Here is a 19,141-nt window from a genome sequence, read left to right as displayed (position 1 = left end):
TTGATTCAACCTAGGAATCTTGGAAGAAAAGAAATATGAGTGAAACTGAAAATCAAACAAACAAAAAAGGTTCAAGCAAAGATTTCAGAATTTTGTTTGAACAACTCCCTTTTCCCATAGCTATCAGCGATAACGAGGATAGAAATCTTTATGTTAATCCTAAATTCACTCATATTTTTGGATATACTATTGAAGATATTCCCACAACAGATCATTGGACTAATCTCGCCTATCCTGATGAATTGTACCGAGCTAAAATAAAAAAGAATGCCCCAGAAATATCAAACACAATCACAGATCAACGAATTTCAAGCGTAACTTGCAAGGATGGAACAGTAAAACAAGTTACTTTTCAGGATGTAAATATCACTGACCATGAATTCATAACAATTTTTGAAGATGTCACGGAAAAACTCCAAAACCAAAAAACTGCTAAAAAATACCAACAAAGATTTGATAAGATCGTCGAGCTTATTCCTTTTCCAATTGGTATTTCTGATGATAAAGGAAATCTTGTATATTTAAATGAAGCATTTATTGAAACACTTGGTTATGATCTTCAGGATATTCCAACGGAACAAAAATGGATGGAACTTGCATATCCAAATAATGAGTATCGAAGGACAATCCCCACTGAAGGAAACTATCAAAACAATGACTTCAGTTCAAGTCGAATTAGAGAAGTAACATGTAAGGATGGATCCCATAAGATTATCGTTTTTCGAGACGTGAAAATTGAAGATGGATATGAGGTGACTGTTGGATATGATATTACTGAACAAAAAAAAATCGAACAAATCATCCGAGACCAGCAAAAAGAATTTCGTGCTATTGTTGAAGATGCAAGTGATATGATAATTCGAGTAGATATGAAGCGAATTATCACCTCAATTAATCCAGCATGCGCTAAAATATTAGGATATTCATTTAATGAAATGATTGGCCATGATTTTAGAGATTTTGTCCCTACAGAGTTTCATCCTGTCATGGATATGCATGGCGATAAAAAAATATTTGGAAATTCTCAAAGCACACTATATGAGATAGAATTATTAAAAAAGGATGAAACCACCATCTTAGTGGAAATGAACAGTAGAATATTGAAACGAGAGGGAGAACCAATAGGAATTCAGGCAATTGTTCGGGATATCACAGAACGTAAAAAAATTGATGAAGAGAGAATTCGACAGCAAAAATTAGAATCCATTAATTTGCTCGCTGGAGGTATTGCTCATGATTACAACAATATACTAGTTGCAATTTTAGGAAACATAAATTTGCTCCAACTAGAAGAACTAAATTCAGAACAATATGATATTTTAGCAGATTTGGAGCAAGGAACCCTTCGTGCAAGAGATTTAACCAAACAGCTTTTAACTTTCTCAAAAGGAGGTATCCCACAAAAAATCTTTGCAAATATTACTGATATTATTGAAGAATCCGTTTCTTTTGTGCTTAGGGGATCAAAATCACGCCATGAATCACATCATGATGAAAATTTACCTCAAGTGGAAGTCGATGCAAGTCAAATAAGTCAAGTTCTCAATAATTTAGTGATTAACGCAGATCAATCTATGCCTCGAGGAGGAATAATCAAGACTTATGCTTCAGAAATAATCCTAAAGAATCAATCATCAATTCCCCTACCTGACGGAAAATATATTCAAATTGCAATTAGTGATACTGGCACAGGAATTCCAAAAGAGATCCAGCATAAAATATTTGAACCCTATTTTACTACTAAGAATAATGGAAATGGTTTAGGGTTGGCCAATAGTTATTCAATAATATCAAAACATGAAGGTTATATGACTTTTAGCTCACAAATGGATAAAGGTACAACTTTTTATATTTATCTTCCAGTCTCTAAAAATGTAGATTCTTCTCAACAGATAAAAAATAAACCAAACTCTGCAGAGATTAAAGCAAAAGTTATTCTATTAGATGATGATCAAACGATTCATCGATTCTATGATCGATTTTTGAAGAAAACCGAAATTCTATTTGAATCCTATTATTCGGGAAATGAATTTCTCCAAAAATTAGAATCAATGGAATTACCTTTAAAGAAAACACTTATAATAATGGATCTCACAATCCCAGGAGGAATTGGAGGAAGAGAAGTGATTAAAGTCTATCGAAAACTCGATAAAATCACACCAATCATCGTTTCGAGCGGATATGAAAATGATCCATTCGTGGCAAATTTTGATGAGTATGGTTTTACGGATATTTTAATTAAACCATATTCAATTTCGCAGTTGAAGTTGATCATCGAAAAATATATTTGATTGTATTTTTATGTTAGAACAATCAAAATAAGTATCGACTTAGAAATCAAATAACAAAATCAAAAAATTCATAAAATTTCCTAGCATACATTATCACATTGATTTCATAAGATTAGATTAATTTTCTTATGTGAAATACTGAAGTGAAAAATCATGGCACGAAAAACAGCAAATAACTTGAAAAAGGGAAACTACTTCATCTATGAAGGTGAACCTTTCTTAGTCTCAACCAACGATCATTCAAAAAGCGGGAAACACGGTCACGCTAAATCTCGAATTGGATGTCAAGGATTATTTTCCAAGAAGAAAAAGTCACTTACCATGACAGCAGATACTTCTGTTGAAATTCCAGAAATTATTAAACGTCAAGGTCAATTAATTGATGTAATGCAAGAAGAACAAATCTGCTCCATTATGGATAACGAATCTTATGAAACTCTTGATGTTATGTTCCCATTTGAGGATGATGAGGTAAATATTAATAAATTAAATGAAGTAATTGCAGATCCAGACCTTATGGGAGAAACTCAATGTGAATTTTGGACCGTAATGGGAAAATCCTTCATAACTCGAGTTATTCCTCCAAAATAAGATAGTAAATTCATTTTATTCTTTTTTTCTTCATTCCAATAAATAGGAGATTAACTTAGTGGACAATAGCGAAAGTTTAGGAATTAATTCGAGCAAAGCAGGAGATCATAGAGCCATAGGCATTGCTTGCCGTTTAGATTCTCCAGCTGCGCTAAAAATAGTTCAAATAATTACAGATTTTCTATTAGAGCGGAAAGAAAAAATTTTCTTTGAAACTCGGATCTCTTCAAAATTTATTCGACACTTTGCTAAAAATCTCGGAGATATGACCTCTTCAAACACGAAATTTCTAATTTCTGTGGGAGGCGATGGAACGGTTCTCCGTGTTGTTCAAAATTTGTCTAAAAAAGATCCTCCCCCTATATTAGGAGTAAATTTAGGATCGGTTGGTTTTCTTGATGAATCGGAATCAGATCCCGATGCATTGAAAGCCGACCTAGAAAAAATTTTCAAAGGAGAATACTCATTGGAAAAAGCAGTGAGATTAGGGACAACCATCGGAAATCATAAATTACCTCTTGCTTTAAATGAAGTGCTAATTATATCTTCTAAACCTTCTAAAGTTCTCTATGCTAACATCAAAATAGATGGTAGTTATTTTACCTCGAGTTATTTGGATGGATTAATTATATCTACACATATTGGTTCCACAGCATATGCATTGTCAGCGGGAGGATGTTTGTTAGATCCCAGACTTAATGGATTAGAAATAGTACCGTTAAACCCATTTGCGGGAACAGGGGTTTTTCGACCTTTAATCGTTCCATCATTTGCCGAAATTGAAATTAATCTTCAAAGACCACGACTCAATGGTTTGGTAATTGTTGATGGTCAGACTGAATATAAAGTGAGTCCCCAAGTTAAAATTCGGATTCGTTGTTCTGAGAACAATATCTATTTTATCCGATTTAAAGAACAAGTTTCTGGATATTTTGATAAAGTCCGTAACAAAATCCTTTTCAGTCGGAAATTAGCTGATGATAGTCTGGAAAATTAGAAACATGAATCATTCTACTGGTTCCCTTCCGAGTTTTAATCAATTTGATATTATAGTTTTGGATAATACTGCTTTTGTCTCAGGATTTAATTTGAATTTGGTTACTTTTCAAAATCCAGCGATCCAAATGTACATTACGATGGATATTTATGAAGAAGCTTTAAAAAATCCAAGATCCAAACAAATTATCGAAATTGCTGAAGCCCAGAATATTTTAAGAATTCAAAATCCAACTGCAGACTCATTAAGTACTGTAACTACATATGCAACAAAAACTGGAGATATTGGAGCACTATCCAAACCTGATCAAAGTATTATTGGACTTTGCTTGGATTTGAAATTAGATTTTGCAGAAAAAAGGATAATTTTAATGTCAGATGATTATTCAGTTCAAAATACCTGTAGTGCTTTAAAAATTCCAATCTTCAAATTACATAAAAAAGGAATTAAGAAAAAAATTCAATGGGAAATATACTGTCCTCAATGTTTTCAAGTCTTTCCCCCAAATGAACTCGGAAACTTATGTGATCATTGCGGAGCTCAATTAAAAAGGCGAAGATATCGTGGGAAACGGCGTCGAATTTAAGAAGGAGAGCAATTCCCAAAAAAAAATTCAAATTTATAAAGAAGGTAAGATAGAAAATTACAGTAAACTAAACGAGTTGATGGATTATGGGCGTGAAAATTACCCCTTTAGTGCAAGAAGAAAAAAAAATAATTACTTTTGAAAATTTAGTAGGAAAAAAAATTGCCATTGATGCATTTAATACTCTTTATCAGTTTTTAGCAATCATTCGTGGAGTGGACGGTAGTCCTTTAAAAGATTATTCGGGTGAAGTAACCTCACATTTATCCGGATTGTTTTATCGAACGATTAATATCGTCGAAAAAGATATACAACCAATTTTTGTGTTTGATGGTCTTCCTAATCCTTTAAAAATGGAAGAAATTGAACGACGACGAACTATTCGTAAGGATGCTACCAAAAGGATGCACGAAGCTCAAGATTTAGGTCGTGAAGAAGAAGCTGCAAATTTCGCTCAAGCTTCGAGTAAGCTAACTTCAGAAATGATAGCAGAAAGTAAGGATTTTATTAAAGCAATGGGAATCCCAATAATTCAAGCTAAACAAGATGGGGAGGCTCAAGCCGCCTATTTAGTTAAGCAAAATTATGCATGGGCAGTTGGATCTCAGGATTACGACGCACTTCTCTTTGGAGCACCAAGAGTGGTTAGAAATCTCTCCCAAAACCGCACAAAAAAAGTCAAATCAACAACTGTAAAAGTGGATTTGGAATGGTTAAGTCTTGCAAAAATATTGCAATCCAATGAACTTACTCAAGAACAATTAGTTGATATTGGAATTTTAACGGGAGTTGACTTTTTCCCTGGAATTGAGGGAGTTGGAGCAAAAACAGCTTATAAATTAATTAAATCACATCACAGTATCGATTCATTAATGAACAATAATATTGAAATTCGAAAGAAACCGATCTCGGAGTCTTTGAATATGGACATGGTTAATCAAGTGAGAAATATCTTTCTGAAACCTGAAATAGATCCCAATATTCCTCCGTTGAAATGGAAAAAGCCGAATCAAGATAAAATCTTCGAAATATTATGCGAAAAGCACAATTTTAATAAAGAAAGAGTAACCACAGCCCTAAATCGTCTCAAAAAAAAAGCAGGATCAACCCAACGAACTTTAGGTGATTTTTTTTAATTGAAGAAATAAAAGGATCAAAAAACCTTTACGAACAAATTGATTATAAGAAGATGAGAATTTAAAATGAGCATGGATGGAGAACCTAGTAAAAACCCTAATGGATTTCGACGGATCAAATTGAAAGTGCAAGAAGCACGCAAGAGAGATGTTGGAAGATCTATTATTCGACTCGATAGTGCGACTATGAAAGATTTAGACGTCAACACTGGTGACATTATAGAAATTCAAGGAAAAGAACAATCCACCGCAGCGATTGCGTGGCCAGCCTATCCTCAAGATCAAGGACTAGGCATTATCAGAATTGATAGCAGAGTTAGAAAAAATGCAAATATTGGCATAGATGAATTTGTGAACATTTTAAAGGTAGAAGAAGCCATTGCTAAATCCGTTGTATTAGCTCCAATATCATTAAAGATTAAACCAAATACACGTTTTGAGAGTTTTGTCAAAAGAAAACTTTTAAATTTTCCAATCACAAAAGGAGATCTAATTTATATTAATATTGGAATGACGAAAGAAATTGTTTTCCGAATAACATCAATTAAACCTGCAGGAATATCTTTAGTTAAACAATCAACAATTTTATCAATAAATGAATCAACTGTCGATGAAATCCCTCAAGGAATCGCCTATATCACCTATGAAGATATTGGTGGTTTGGATAGGGAAATTCAACTTGTTCGGGAAATGGTGGAACTTCCTTTAAAACACCCTGAATTATTTAAACGCTTAGGAATTGACCCGCCAAAAGGTGTTCTACTACGAGGTCCTCCAGGATGTGGTAAAACATTATTAGCAAAGGCAGTAGCTAACGAGAGCCAAGCACATTTCATCTCAATCAATGGTCCCGAGATAATGAGTAAATTTTATGGAGAATCGGAGAAAAAATTGCGTGGATTGTTTAAAGAAGCGGAAGAGAAAAATCCCAGCATAATATTTATTGATGAAATTGATGCGATTGCACCCAAACGGGAAAATGTCACAGGGGAAGTTGAACGACGGGTTGTTGCACAATTGCTGGCTTTGATGGACGGATTAGAAAGTCGCGGAAGGGTTGTTATAATAGGAGCAACAAATCGTCCAAATGCAGTAGATCCCGCGTTAAGACGTCCTGGTCGATTTGATCGTGAATTAGAGATTAAAGTTCCGGGAGAAAATGGGAGATTGGAAATCTTACAAATTCACACACGTAAAATGCCATTAGACGAAGATGTTAAGTTACAAGAAGTTGCAAGAGTGTCTCACGGATATGTTGGAGCAGATATTGCAAGTTTAGTAAGAGAAACGGGAATGTGTGCTCTTCGAAGATATTTGCCAGAGATTAATCTTGAGGATGAAGAAGTGGATCCAGATATTTTAGATCATATGTTTGTAGAAAAAGACGATTTCGATAAAGCATTCAAGGAAATAATTCCATCTGGGATTCGAGAAGTTTTTATAGAAATACCCAGCGTTCATTGGAGTAATGTCGGAGGGTTGGAATATACTAAACAACAACTTATAGAATCAGTAGAATGGCCAATAAAAAACCCGGGAGCCTATTTACGGATGGGTGTTGCACCCCCGACAGGTGTTTTGTTATATGGACCACCTGGTTGTGGAAAAACACTACTTGCACGGGCAGTTGCCACAGAATCAGAAGCTAATTTCATTTCAATTAAAGGACCCGAGTTATTATCCAAATGGGTGGGAGAGAGTGAAAAAGCAGTTCGAGAAGTATTTCGTAAAGCTAAACTAGCAGCACCTTGTATAATTTTCTTTGATGAATTAGATTCAATCGCCCCCAGACGTGGAAGTGGAGGTACCGATTCAGGTGTGACCGAGCGAGTGATTTCTCAATTGCTTACAGAACTTGATGGGTTAGCTCAAGCGAAAGAAATAATCCTCATTGCAGCCACCAACCGCCCAGACATCTTGGATCCCGCTTTAATGCGACCAGGAAGAATAGATCGACTCGCCTATGTACCACCTCCAGGTCCAGAAGATCGAGAAGCAATCTTCGAGATATTTACAGAAGGAATGCCTCTTGACGACGATGTGAAACTTCATGAGCTCTCTCTCAAAACAGATTTCTTTACTGGAGCAGATATAGAATCATTATGTCGAGAAGCTGCAATTCGTGCATTACGGGAAAATATCCGAGGAGAAACAATCCACAACATCCACTTTGAAATGGCATTGGAAGAAATGCATCCAAGTGCATCGCAAGAAGTTTGCGAATCTTACGAAAAATTTGAGGATGCTTTGAGAAGTCGTAAAATCGGTAGCGCAGGTGCTCGAAAAGGACGAGATTTGTACACATAAGAATCTCCTTTTTTTTTGGTTTAAAAATGACCAAGAAACCAGAAGATTTTTTTAAATGCATCCATTTACTAACTTGAATTTTTTTAACTCATATTAACTACCTTCATTTTTCAAGTAACTACGCAATGTTTCTAATTAAAATCAATATTTAAAATTGTGACTTTCATGGCAAAAAAAACAAAATTATGGCAACCTATACCATTAGAAAAAGAAATTGTTCAATTATTATTGACAAATCGTGGCGAAATTCTCACATCAGACTTATATCGACAATTGGCAAATAAATATCAGGATTTTGCAAAATCTGAAATGATGGAAGCATTATTCAAGCTTGAAGTTCGCAGCTATGTTCACGTCATTCCGATTAAGAAAGATGTAAGTAAAGTAGAAATAAGCAGAAATGCTCGTTTCACGGATGAAATCAAGAACGAAGTTCGCAAATTTATGCATTAAGGATTATCCCCCTAATAAAGCGATTTTTCATTCATTTGTACTGGATTTAACCAGTTTTTCAGCAATGAAATGGTCTGTAATTCTTGTTGATTTCAAATCTTCAAGAGCATGCTGGAGATCTTTTTTAATAAACCGTTTTGACACAGAAGATAAGCATTCTTCATTTTGTCTGTTGGGGAGCAGGCGTTTTCTTACTGCGAGAAAAATTGGAAAATTCAATGCCGCACCCATTACCAATGCATTTCCAGTCGGAAGAGTACTTATCATCCCAAGAGCTTCTTTCGTGATTGCTTCAGAAGTCGATTTAATATGATTTAAATCGTAAGGATTGGTCACTCGCATGATAATCTGCGTATTACATTGAGATAATGCCGTAGTACTTAAATGGACCGGACGTTGAGATACAAGAACAAGCTGTGCATAAAATTTTCGTCCTTCTCGCGCAATTGTTTCTAAAATAGATTTAGCAACTGCAAATTTACTTCCTGTTTCGGGGAGAAAATTATGGGCTTCTTCTAAAAAGAGAATAAATGGAGAGATGAAATTGTTCCTACGTGCTTGAAAAAGGGTGGAAGAAAAATAATGGACCAAAATTTGCTTTTTTCTCATGGAGATCATTGAAGATAGATCGATGATAGATAACTCTCCAACTCGTACCAATTCATCTAATCCAGGAGATTTATATTTAGCAAAAATCCCCAAATGATTAAGATCTTCAAGCCAACCGATTAAAGTATCCCGTGTTTTAGAATTTATATCAACATCTCCTACTAAAACCTCAATGATATCTGAAATATCGTAGCCCTTTGGCATATCATCAGATAAGGTATCGGTTGTGGATTCTCGCCGATAAATATATTTTTTTTTACAAAATGTAATGGCTTTCCGTAATTCTCGGAGTTGAGGAACTGAAATTCCAGGCTGATACCGCTGAAAATCATATGCATTCAGATCAGGAACACCTATTTGCAAAAAAGATGCATTAAACAATTGGATTTTGTTTTGAATTGACCGAATTGATTCATTTAACGAAGGGGATTCTTTTAGATCATCTGCAAGTTTCGCTTTTAAAAATCGATATTCTCCATGTACATCAATTAGCACCAGCGCGGGAGTCCCTTGTTCATTAGACCGTAATAAAAGTTCTTCCACTAATACCGACAGAAGATAACTTTTTCCTGCTCCACTTTGAGCCAGAATAGCCAGATGTTTATTAAATAAGCGATTGACGTCTAAATGAACATCCATCTGATAATTTTTCAGATGTCCAATGTTCAAACCAGTCTCATTTACCCCCAAAAAATGCTGGAGATAAGATTCGTGCATTAAATAGACTCGATTTCCTGGTTTTACAGGAAATCCAACTTTATCAATTCTCTCAAATGAATCGGGTAAAATATCTTCAGAAAAAATGACATCGGATTTGATCACACCCAATACTTTGACTTCAGCAATATGGCATTCCCATTGATCACTGGGAAAGAAGGCTTGAAGATCAACTTGAGCAATATCGAAGCTTTTGACCGTTTGATGATTGGTAAAATATTGATTGTCGACACGGATCTGTTCAATCACACCTAAAACAAAACCTTCCAATGAATCTACAATGCAATATTGTCCGTGAAGCACAAAATTTTTCTTTTGGAGACCATCTTGAGTTAAAATGAATGAATAATGCAAAATTTGAGGGGAATTTCCATCGGAATTTGAAATTACCACACCTATAGATCTTAACGGATTAGATGATTTTGATATCGCCGAAATCACTCGATTCATAGTGCTTGTATACTGTAACTGCTTTTTAAAGCAAACACTCAAATGGTTTTTTTTATTAGTTCTTCTTATGAAGATAAGCCCATTCAAATTGGAACGTTATTTTGCAAAATATGAATTCAAATCCCCCTATCTCCTCTCTTCATCCGATTGTGAATCATTTTCCATTCAAGAATTATTGAATCTTGAGGAAAATAGTCGCGATAAATTCTTTGATCATTGGTTAGGCTACACCGAATCCGAAGGAGATCCGGAATTACGCACCGAAATCGCCAATCTCTACAGCACTCTATCAAAAGATGAGATTTTTTGTTTTGCTGGAGCCCAAGAAGGGATTTTTGTGTTTTTAAACACATTGCTTGATAAAAATGATCACATTATTGTCCAATTTCCAGCTTACCAATCTTTGTATGAAATTGAGAAAGCCATGGGGTGTGAAGTATCACTCTGGAAATTAGATGAAAAATTGCAATGGGGATTAAATCTTGATTTTTTACATAAAAATTTGAGAGATAATACTAAAGCAATTATCATAAATCTTCCCCATAATCCCACGGGAATGACTATATCTTCGGAAAAATTATCACAGATTGTTGAGTTTGCCCAAAAAAATGACCTTTATCTTTTTGTAGATGAAGTTTATCGTTATTTAGAATATCAGGAAATGGATCGCTTACCCGCCATTGCGGATATTTATTCCAAAGGAATCTCACTGGGAGTTATGTCCAAAGCATTTGGATTGGCAGGTCTTCGAATTGGATGGGTTGCGACCAAAGATATGGCACTCTTAGCACAAATGCGAGCATTTAAAGATTATACAACGATTTGTAATAGTGCCCCCAGTGAATTTTTAGCTAAAATTGCTTTAAAAAATAAATCCAAAATTCTCCAACGTAATTTGAATATAATCAACGCTAATTTGCAACTTTTGGATTCCTTCTTTATAAAATATAAGCAGCTATTCGAATGGATTCGACCCAAAGCGGGTTCCATTGGCTTTGTAAAGATTAAATTTGATCAAAATGTGACCGATTTTTGTCTCGATTTGGTCGAAAAACAAGGAGTGCTCCTCTTACCGAGTCCACTATATGAATTTGATGAGAAACATTTTCGAATCGGATTTGGTCGGAAAAATATGCCGGAAGCCTTAACACGGTTGGAACAATACGTTAAAGAGAATTTCAATATTGGCGAAAAATAATATCTGAAAGAAAAATCTTTTAACATCAGTTATCCTACCTTTTTTTATGAAAATCAAGAACTACGAAATTAAAAAAATCGATTGGTTTCTCATAATATTTTTGATAATCCTAATTATCTTGACCCCGATCATATTATTAAATCCTGATTTTGCACAAGTATTTGATATTACCAATTTGTTAGGATCAGATCAATACGAGAGCTTTAATTATTGGACAGCCATCGGATTTTTAATGATTGTTAGTGTATTGGGAGCATTAATTCCAATCCCAATCCCATATATCATCCCAGCTGCTTTATTTGCTTCAGCATGGTATAATTCCACCACAATTTCGAATCCACTTCTAAAAATTGCAGGAATGATTATGTTCGCTGCTTTGGGAAATGCCATTGGAGATTTCTTAGATTATGTAATTGGCAAAGGGGCGGGTCACGTTATGAGCAAAGAAGATCCAGATAAAACGGATAAATGGGGAAGTTTAATCATGAAAAAACCAAAAGCAATACCTGCAATCATTGTGTGTTTTGGACTAACTCCTTTACCCGATTCATTACTGCTTGTTCCCCTCGGTTTGGTTAAATATTCCATGAAAAAAACCTTATTATGGATGTATGTGGGCAAAGTTGGGATGTTTCTCATCGTTGCGATCGCGGGAATCCTTAGTATTGAACCAATCTTAAATCTTTTAGGTGAAGGTGGAGGTGATTCTGGTTCAATTATGGGAATATTATTGCTCTACCTTATCTGGATTATAGTTGCGGTTATGGCAAAAGTCGATGTAGGTGGAAAGAAAAATGATGAAGAAAAGAAAATTGTTGAAAGTAAAACTCAATCTACAAATAATATATCATTAGAATCTTCCAATATTCTTGAAAGTGGATTAAATCCAGATTATGAATTAATGCAAAAATTCAAAGATATTTTGAAGATGTCCCAACGTGTTGAAATATCTCGAATTGGAAGAAGTCTTAATATTGATGAAGATTTGCTTTTCGAAAAATTAATTAGATGGAATAAAACTATTCCATTTAAAATAGATGAGAAAATTATTGTAGTTGAAGATATGAATGCTTTTGTTGGAGCACTTGATCAACAATTTGAAGAATGGGAACAAAAAGTTAAAATAAAAGACGGGAAAAAATAATTCCTATAAGTAAAAAAGTATTTCAATAACTCATTTATATTTTTTTTATCACACTTCTATTCACACATTCACAATAATTTTACAAAATTATGAATCATTTCTATCCCTTGTTTCAAAGCTTCAGGATTAGATGGATTTTCGGGGTGAAATTGCGCCCCATATAGTGGTCTAGTTTTATGTTTAACCAATTGAATTTTACAAACCTCACTTGAAGCAAAAATTTTGAATTCATTTTCATATTCTGGAACATATTTGACTTCTTGGTGGTGAGTTTCGTAAGCTAATATTGAATCTCCCTTTATTAAATCATAGGGGGAGAATAAGTTTAAAAGAAGTGTCTTTTCATCCTCAATATCATCATCAGGATGGTTTAGAGGTCCAGTTACAAATCCATAAAGGGAAGCGATTAATTGATGACCAAAGCAAATTCCAAAAACGGGTTTGGAGTAGTCGTGAAGTATCTTGGTCACTGAAGCATATTTTTGAACAGTAGATTCTTCGGAAAGCATATTGTAGGAACCGGTTAATATAATTCCATCACAATTCATGATCTTTTCAATAATTGCCGATTCTCCTACAGATGAATAATGAAAATAATTCCATGACACAATATTGCTTATATCTTTCAATGTGTTGTCAAAGCGGGTTTTAAATTTCTCATTTTCTTTATCAAAATTATCAATGATCGCGATTCGTTTCTTCATAGACTAGAAAATATAGCTGTAAATTAGAAGTTTTTTTAAATTAGAAATAAGAAGAAAAAAGAAAGGGATTAAAATGAAGTAGCAGAATGTTGTTTAGATTTTGGAAGCGGGCACGGGTAGCCCATGTTCATAATTGAAGCGTTTTCCACATTTTTGACAAAATGCTGTATTTTTAGTTTGTAATAAGCCGCTCATTATCGGTGTAAATTCAGACCCACAATCAGTGCAGAAAAATTTAGCGGCACTTGTTTGCAATTCGGAAGGATTTTTAACAATAATTGTTTTTGCATCCATCTCATTCATTCTCGATTTAGGAGGAGATTGTACAATTGGTTTTACTACTTTAACTGGTCGAATTGTTCGTTTTGGATGAATACGAACAGGAAGAGATTGTCGGATTGGGACCGTTGCAACAGGAGCAGATTTCACTATCTTTTTGTTGATCCATTTTTCTAATTCGGGATAAAATATGTAAACAATATCTTTGAGATTCTCAGCATAATCATTCATGATATCCAATAAATTCTTCCCTTGAAAAATCATGCCAATTGGAGCCGTTATGAAGACTAAGATTAAAGTATAAAGTAAAATTGCTAACCCCAAAAATAAAGCCCTGAAAAACACGGCTAGAGACCAGAATGTTAGTTTTAATATTTGAAAAGTAAGCCATAACGCCAATATAGACACAAGCACAGCAATAGTTATCCCAACAATCATTGAGACAATATCATTGGCTTGAAATAACCCCATAAATGAATTCCATGTATGATAAGACATTTTTTTGACCTTGAATAAAAGTTTTTATTATAATTAATTTCAAGTGGAGTAACTATAAGAAAAATTTAGAAGCCAATTTTTATCATTTCTGTTATCTTGAAAACTAACTTTTAAATTCACCCCATATTGATATTAAATAATGGATTTACCAAATTTGGAGAATTTGGAAATAACTCAACTAACTCCAGAAGTCTTTTTCATTCATCAGATAAAAGCTTCCAGTTATTTTACAAGATCTGATGGGATATTACTTTTACCATCCATCTCTAAAAATAAAACACCAGTAATTCTTGATTTAAACTTAGAACCCAAAGAAATTATGTTGGTTTATGATACCTTTAACTTATCACAATACTCGAAAATTGATTACATTATATCCCATGGACATATGGATCATATTGCTAATGTCTATAAATGGGAAGAATTAGGCGCCACCATCCATTGCCCCGATGAACATAAAGAAAAACTCGTTGATGTCACCCATTTTTATGGAGACTATGGTTTTTATAAAGGAGTCAAGAAAAAAATAGTGGAAAAATTTGCTCCCATGATGGGATACCACGAATGCAAAAATTTACCGCAAACATTCAAGTCCGGAAATACTTTAGTATTCGATCTATTGAAAATCGAGACAATATCATTATATGGACATTCGGTAGGGCATGTCGGTTTTTTTCTTCCAGACATTCAATTATTGCATATCAGTTGCGTTGGTTTTGATCTTCAAGATCCGAAAGAATTAAATAGAGGATTTGGCCCGTGGTATGGATTTGACGAATGTAATCTGGACATTTATCAAGCAGATATTACTAAGCTGGAGAAGAAATTTATGGAAGAGGCTAAAATTATGACTTCTTCCCATTCATATATTGTTTATAAAAAAAATTCATTCCCCTTTGACTATATGCGTAAAAAAATAGAAAATAATCAAAAGAAAGTCGATGACGCTATTAGAACATTGCATATTGATCAGTTATCTCAGAAGGAACAACTGCAACTTTTGTTAGACCAAGATATTTTCTTTCCAAAAGCGAAAATGATATCCCCTCTTAGAGAAATTTTTACTTATTGGGAAAAAGGAATAATAAAACATCATTTGAAATAAAAATAACAGTTAATTCTGATACCAAAAATTAGATAAAATTTTCAGTATCTTTCCTCTATGGGGTTTTTTTTTCTATAATAAACAACATTGCTGAATTATGCTGGTTAATAAAAGAGAGGTAAAAATGGGAAGAAACTCTGTGAAACCCAGGCCCCACTGAGAATCACTCTTCCCACGAAGTAGCTTCCGCTTCTCCAATCCTTATTAAAAAATCCATACTTATAAAGGTAACTATCATCCTACACCGACAAAAAATTAAGGGTTTAATTAATGTGAACAACGTTTCATTTTTTTAGAAAAAAACGAATGTATAGAGACTTTGAATACATCTGCAACATCTCAAAATTTGGTAGGAACAGCTCCAAATAATTTGTTTTTGAAAATTTCAAAATTGATTCAGGCATAAGAAAATGAACAAAATCTGAAAGCACGGGAAAATAAGTTTTTGCATTCCCGGTTATTACTTCTATTTTACACGTTAATCCTTCCGAAGGAAATTCGCTTCGAGAGATGAACATATCTTCGAAGAAATTTTCATCTGGAAGGTCATACTTATGGATATTTTCAGCAACTTCTGCAGTAACCGATGTCATGACATCAATGAAAACCTCAGCATTCTGATATACAAACAAAATACCATCTTCGACATACTCCATATATACTCTGGGATCTTTTTGATCTTGATTCAAATATTCCAAATAGTTTTTAGGATTTTTCAAAAATTTTTGATTAAGTTCGGACCATTTAATGATAACTGAATCCATCGTCAACTATATGATGTGTTGAAAATATTAAAAAAGATCTCATTAGTTTTCAAAACAAAAGGACAAAATCTCCTAAACAATTATTTTCATTAAACGAAGATAGAAATTTTTTTAATTTAGGAACAACAACAAGTAGTTACTGCAAAGTAACGTCAAAGTACACCTCGAAAAAATATTATAAAATTGAGGGGGAATAATCATCTCTGAAGAAAATTATGATAGTGAGTCAGATTTAACGGAAATGGAAGATCAATTTAGAAGCATTAATAAAAATCTTCAGAAATTGGGATCTTTCACAGTTAATGACTCAAGAATTTATACAACCTTACTTATGATTGGACTGTCGAGTCCTGCAAAAATTTCAGAAAAAAGCCAAGTAGATCGGGCACGAGTCTATGACTCATTGAAACGCCTTGTTAAACGGGATATTGTCGAAGAAGAACCCGTACCAAGAGCTCCGAGATATCGGGCAATTCCACCAGAAAAAGTTTTTGGACAAATTAGAAATCGATTAAAAAATAAAATCAAACTTGCTGAAAATTTAGAAAAGCAGTTAAAAAATATTAAGTATGTTAAACCTACCGAAAATAATTCGGTATGGAGTATCCAAGGGGAAGGAAAGATTCGAAAGCAATTTAAGCAATTTTTGGAAGATGCGGAAAAATATTGCATGATTATCTTAACCTTGGATAATTCGGCACCATCGATTCGAGAATTAGAAAACATCGCAGATCTTCTGCTCGAAAAACGCCGAACCAATCCATCCTTTTCAATTAGAGTGGCGATGAAAATCTTGAAGGAATCGCGTGAACAAAGGGGAATTATCAATCAACTTTTTCATTCAAATATTGAAGTTTATCGATGGAATGCAGGTTCAATTCTTCCGTTTGGACTTTATTTAACTGAAAAAACATTCATTCAAACATTTCTATCGAATATGACTCCGAAACCAAATTATGCTTACGGAATCTTCATGGAAAATGCATCCGATGAACAACTAATCGGATTTCAACATATGTGTCTGTGGGTTTATTCACATCTTTGTCAAAAAGTTATGTTTAAAAAAAAGGAACAATAAACACGAATAAAAATACTTATCTATAAATTATTTTTGAAGAAAATTACTAATATCATAAAATAGGGAAAAAATATGGAATTCAAATGTAAAGTATCATTAATTGGCAATGAACGTGTCGGTAAAACAAGCTTAATTTTACGATATATTAATAACACGTTTTCTGAAGAATACATGACCACCTTAGGAGCGGATTTTGTTGATAAAAATTATACCCGTGATGACATTGGTATATTAAAAGGAAATGACTCATTTAATCTTGTACTCTGGGATATGGCAGGTCAATCACATTTTAAGGATGTAGCATCTATTTATTGTGAAGGATCAGCGGGAATAATTATCGTATTTGATATTTCAGACAAAGAAAGCTTTGAAGCACTCCCAGATTGGATTCAATTTGCCGATAAAGTGGCGAAGGATGCCTTAAGAATCATTGTTGGCAACAAAACAGATTTACCGATGGCGATCTCCGAAGCGGAGATAAAGAAGATGGAGAAAAGGATCAAAACCCCGATTCGCCTAGTAAGCGCCAAAATGAATTTAGAAGAAGAAGACTCTAATGTCCAGGATGTATTTACCACGATGGCAACGGATCTAGTGATAAAATTCCAAAAACAAATAGAAGACGCATAAAATTCATTATTTTTTCCTTAGCATATTTCAACCATTTAAAATTGTTTGATAAATGCGGAGATTAACCCTTCATTTAGAGATAATATACCGACGGATGGTTTTAACTCTGTTTCTTCAAGAAAGTTCCTTATTCGAGATCGAGGTCTAGGTTGGGTGACCGATCCGGGATTAATGAGAAAACACCCCATTTTACTTTCTTTAATTTCTGCGATATGTGTGTGTCCATAAATGATTACCTGAGGTATAGGATCAAAGTAACCAATATCTTCAATACGATGAACAACTCCAATTGAGATACCTTCAAAATTTAGGAGTAATTTTCGCGGCCACTTTGGATGCTCATAATCCATATTTCCTCGAATATAACTTACAGGCGCAATTTTACTTAGATCTTCTAAAAATCGAGGAGACGTGATATCTCCAGCATGAATAATATGATCAACTTCATGAAAGAGAGATTGAAGAGTATAGAAAAATGTCTTATAAGAAGATCCACCCATATTTTCATCAGACAAATGCGAATCGCTTAAAATTCCAATATCCATTATCGTTTCACTCCAAGTTTAAAATAAAAATGAAACGAGCCATAAGAGAATAATCATTAAAGCATCGATGGCATAATATTTTTTATCAGGATTTTCAATCTTATAGGCTTTGAATAAAGAAAAGAATTGAGAATACTCTCCTTTTATCGATTTCCGAGTAATAAAGATTAGTATTATACCTAGAATGAAAAATGGTAAATAGATATAAAAGAACGTTTCACTCCAGAAAGGGATTTCAAGGATATGATTTCGAACAACTACTGCCGACAGAAGATTATTGATCCAATGAGCTAAAATTAAGGGAAATATTTGTTTTTTCTTAGAAAACTGATAAGAAGACACAAATCCAATAATTAAAGCATTAATCCCCCACCAAATTGGATAAAGAGGTGAGAGACCTTTATTAGCGGGATCAAAAATATAATTCACATGTGCCAATCCAAAGAGAATCGCGCTATATAAAAAAGCAGTCCCTTTTTGCACATGTTCTTCCCCCATCGAAATAAAAAACTCTCTGTAAATGAATTCTTCCCTCACGGCAATGCTGAAATGAATGATCGCAGTAAAAATGAGCATATTGATGGCGGAATCAAGCAAGAAGTAATTGTCAGAATTTGTTGCATCCAATGAATTGGCTGTAAATTCAAGGACCCCTGGAATAAGATAACTGAGAAAATCGAGGGGGACATAAATACAAGAAAGCAAAATCAAAGCAATTTTTAATTGTGAAAGCAAATTCTGAAAATTGAACCCATCAAATAAACTCTGCGAAATTTTTTGGGTGCTTACTACTGGTCTATCTAGACTTAACGAATTCGGATTGTTCACAACGGTTGTTTCGGGTATAAAATAGTTGGTGATAAGAACTCCCATAAAAATTGAAAAGATAGATCCACCCATATGAAGTAATCGCAGTAAAGTATATTCATAAACCAGAGATAAAGAGAACAAGTCTACGAAAAATCGTAAGATGAAATATATTATGACATTTAAAATGCCAGAAAACAAGACCATCAAAAAAAATCGAATACGTCCACTCAATTCTGCGCTCATTTCTCA

The 19,141-nt window shown here is 33.9% G+C and carries 18 protein-coding genes; 12 read left to right on the top strand and 6 right to left on the bottom strand.

The genetic code is table 11. The features are described from left to right. Nucleotides 1–35 precede the first annotated feature (35 nt). The 7 genes from NEF87_RS20115 (at nucleotide 36) to NEF87_RS20085 (ending at nucleotide 8,361) form a co-directional block, all read left to right on the top strand. Entirely contained in the window at nucleotides 36–2,291 is a 2,256-nt protein-coding gene (locus NEF87_RS20115) for a hybrid sensor histidine kinase/response regulator (RefSeq protein ID WP_457917240.1), read from the top strand. A 153-nt stretch (nucleotides 2,292–2,444) separates the two neighbouring features. After that, nucleotides 2,445–2,882: a translation initiation factor IF-5A gene (locus NEF87_RS20110; RefSeq protein WP_371803267.1), complete on the top strand. Its 438-nt coding sequence runs from the start codon at nucleotides 2,445–2,447 to the stop codon at nucleotides 2,880–2,882. Between the two features lie 58 nt (nucleotides 2,883–2,940). After that, the gene (locus tag NEF87_RS20105; RefSeq protein WP_457917239.1) at nucleotides 2,941–3,879 is read left to right on the top strand and encodes an NAD(+)/NADH kinase; all 939 of its coding nucleotides are present in this window, start codon (nucleotides 2,941–2,943) and stop codon (nucleotides 3,877–3,879) included. A 4-nt stretch (nucleotides 3,880–3,883) separates the two neighbouring features. Next, the gene (locus NEF87_RS20100) at nucleotides 3,884–4,465 is read left to right on the top strand and encodes a hypothetical protein (RefSeq protein ID WP_457917238.1); all 582 of its coding nucleotides are present in this window, start codon (nucleotides 3,884–3,886) and stop codon (nucleotides 4,463–4,465) included. Nucleotides 4,466–4,551: 86 nt separating this feature from the next. Then, nucleotides 4,552–5,601: a flap endonuclease-1 gene (gene fen / locus NEF87_RS20095; protein WP_457917237.1), complete on the top strand. Its 1,050-nt coding sequence runs from the start codon at nucleotides 4,552–4,554 to the stop codon at nucleotides 5,599–5,601. Between the two features lie 66 nt (nucleotides 5,602–5,667). Next, a complete protein-coding gene (locus NEF87_RS20090) occupies nucleotides 5,668–7,908 on the top strand; it encodes a CDC48 family AAA ATPase (RefSeq protein ID WP_457917236.1) in 2,241 nt (746 codons plus the stop codon). A 165-nt stretch (nucleotides 7,909–8,073) separates the two neighbouring features. After that, nucleotides 8,074–8,361, top strand: coding sequence for a hypothetical protein (locus NEF87_RS20085; RefSeq protein ID WP_371803262.1), 288 nt, complete (start codon nucleotides 8,074–8,076; stop codon nucleotides 8,359–8,361). Nucleotides 8,362–8,388: 27 nt separating this feature from the next. Here NEF87_RS20085 and NEF87_RS20080 read toward each other — a convergent pair whose 3' ends face one another. Further along, nucleotides 8,389–10,137, bottom strand: a complete 1,749-nt coding sequence (locus NEF87_RS20080; protein WP_457917235.1) for an ATP-binding protein — start codon at nucleotides 10,135–10,137, stop codon at nucleotides 8,389–8,391. Nucleotides 10,138–10,204: 67 nt separating this feature from the next. Between NEF87_RS20080 and NEF87_RS20075 the strand changes: the two genes are divergently transcribed. Beyond that, nucleotides 10,205–11,335, top strand: coding sequence for an aminotransferase class I/II-fold pyridoxal phosphate-dependent enzyme (locus NEF87_RS20075; protein WP_457917234.1), 1,131 nt, complete (start codon nucleotides 10,205–10,207; stop codon nucleotides 11,333–11,335). A gap of 46 nt (nucleotides 11,336–11,381) precedes the next feature. Then, nucleotides 11,382–12,479 carry a hypothetical protein gene (locus tag NEF87_RS20070; RefSeq protein ID WP_457917233.1) on the top strand — a complete coding sequence of 366 codons (1,098 nt, stop codon included), beginning with the start codon at nucleotides 11,382–11,384 and terminating at the stop codon, nucleotides 12,477–12,479. Between the two features lie 68 nt (nucleotides 12,480–12,547). Here NEF87_RS20070 and NEF87_RS20065 read toward each other — a convergent pair whose 3' ends face one another. Continuing rightward, a complete protein-coding gene (locus tag NEF87_RS20065; protein WP_457917232.1) occupies nucleotides 12,548–13,183 on the bottom strand; it encodes a glutamine amidotransferase-related protein in 636 nt (211 codons plus the stop codon). Nucleotides 13,184–13,276: 93 nt separating this feature from the next. Next, complete coding sequence (locus NEF87_RS20060; protein WP_371803257.1) at nucleotides 13,277–13,960, bottom strand: hypothetical protein; 684 nt, start codon at nucleotides 13,958–13,960, stop codon at nucleotides 13,277–13,279. Between the two features lie 139 nt (nucleotides 13,961–14,099). Between NEF87_RS20060 and NEF87_RS20055 the strand changes: the two genes are divergently transcribed. Then, entirely contained in the window at nucleotides 14,100–15,065 is a 966-nt protein-coding gene (locus tag NEF87_RS20055; RefSeq protein WP_371803256.1) for an MBL fold metallo-hydrolase, read from the top strand. A gap of 284 nt (nucleotides 15,066–15,349) precedes the next feature. On the opposite strand, the gene NEF87_RS20050 is transcribed toward NEF87_RS20055, so the two are convergent. Further along, nucleotides 15,350–15,829 carry a hypothetical protein gene (locus NEF87_RS20050; protein ID WP_457917231.1) on the bottom strand — a complete coding sequence of 160 codons (480 nt, stop codon included), beginning with the start codon at nucleotides 15,827–15,829 and terminating at the stop codon, nucleotides 15,350–15,352. Between the two features lie 241 nt (nucleotides 15,830–16,070). On the opposite strand from NEF87_RS20050, the gene NEF87_RS20045 reads away from it, so the two are divergent. Beyond that, the gene (locus tag NEF87_RS20045) at nucleotides 16,071–16,907 is read left to right on the top strand and encodes a TrmB family transcriptional regulator (protein ID WP_371803254.1); all 837 of its coding nucleotides are present in this window, start codon (nucleotides 16,071–16,073) and stop codon (nucleotides 16,905–16,907) included. 72 nt (nucleotides 16,908–16,979) lie between these two features. Beyond that, nucleotides 16,980–17,537, top strand: coding sequence for a Rab family GTPase (locus tag NEF87_RS20040; protein ID WP_457917230.1), 558 nt, complete (start codon nucleotides 16,980–16,982; stop codon nucleotides 17,535–17,537). Nucleotides 17,538–17,572: 35 nt separating this feature from the next. Here the strand turns inward: NEF87_RS20040 and NEF87_RS20035 are convergent, their stop codons facing one another. Further along, nucleotides 17,573–18,082, bottom strand: coding sequence for a metallophosphoesterase family protein (locus tag NEF87_RS20035; protein WP_457917229.1), 510 nt, complete (start codon nucleotides 18,080–18,082; stop codon nucleotides 17,573–17,575). 18 nt (nucleotides 18,083–18,100) lie between these two features. Continuing rightward, a complete protein-coding gene (locus NEF87_RS20030) occupies nucleotides 18,101–19,135 on the bottom strand; it encodes a CPBP family intramembrane glutamic endopeptidase (RefSeq protein WP_457917228.1) in 1,035 nt (344 codons plus the stop codon). Nucleotides 19,136–19,141: the final 6 nt, after the last annotated feature.

The organism is Candidatus Lokiarchaeum ossiferum (assembly GCA_025839675.1).
Taxonomy (GTDB): Archaea; Asgardarchaeota; Lokiarchaeia; order Sigyniarchaeales; family Promethearchaeaceae; genus Lokiarchaeum; species Lokiarchaeum ossiferum.
This window is presented reverse-complemented; position numbering and strand designations above follow the sequence as displayed.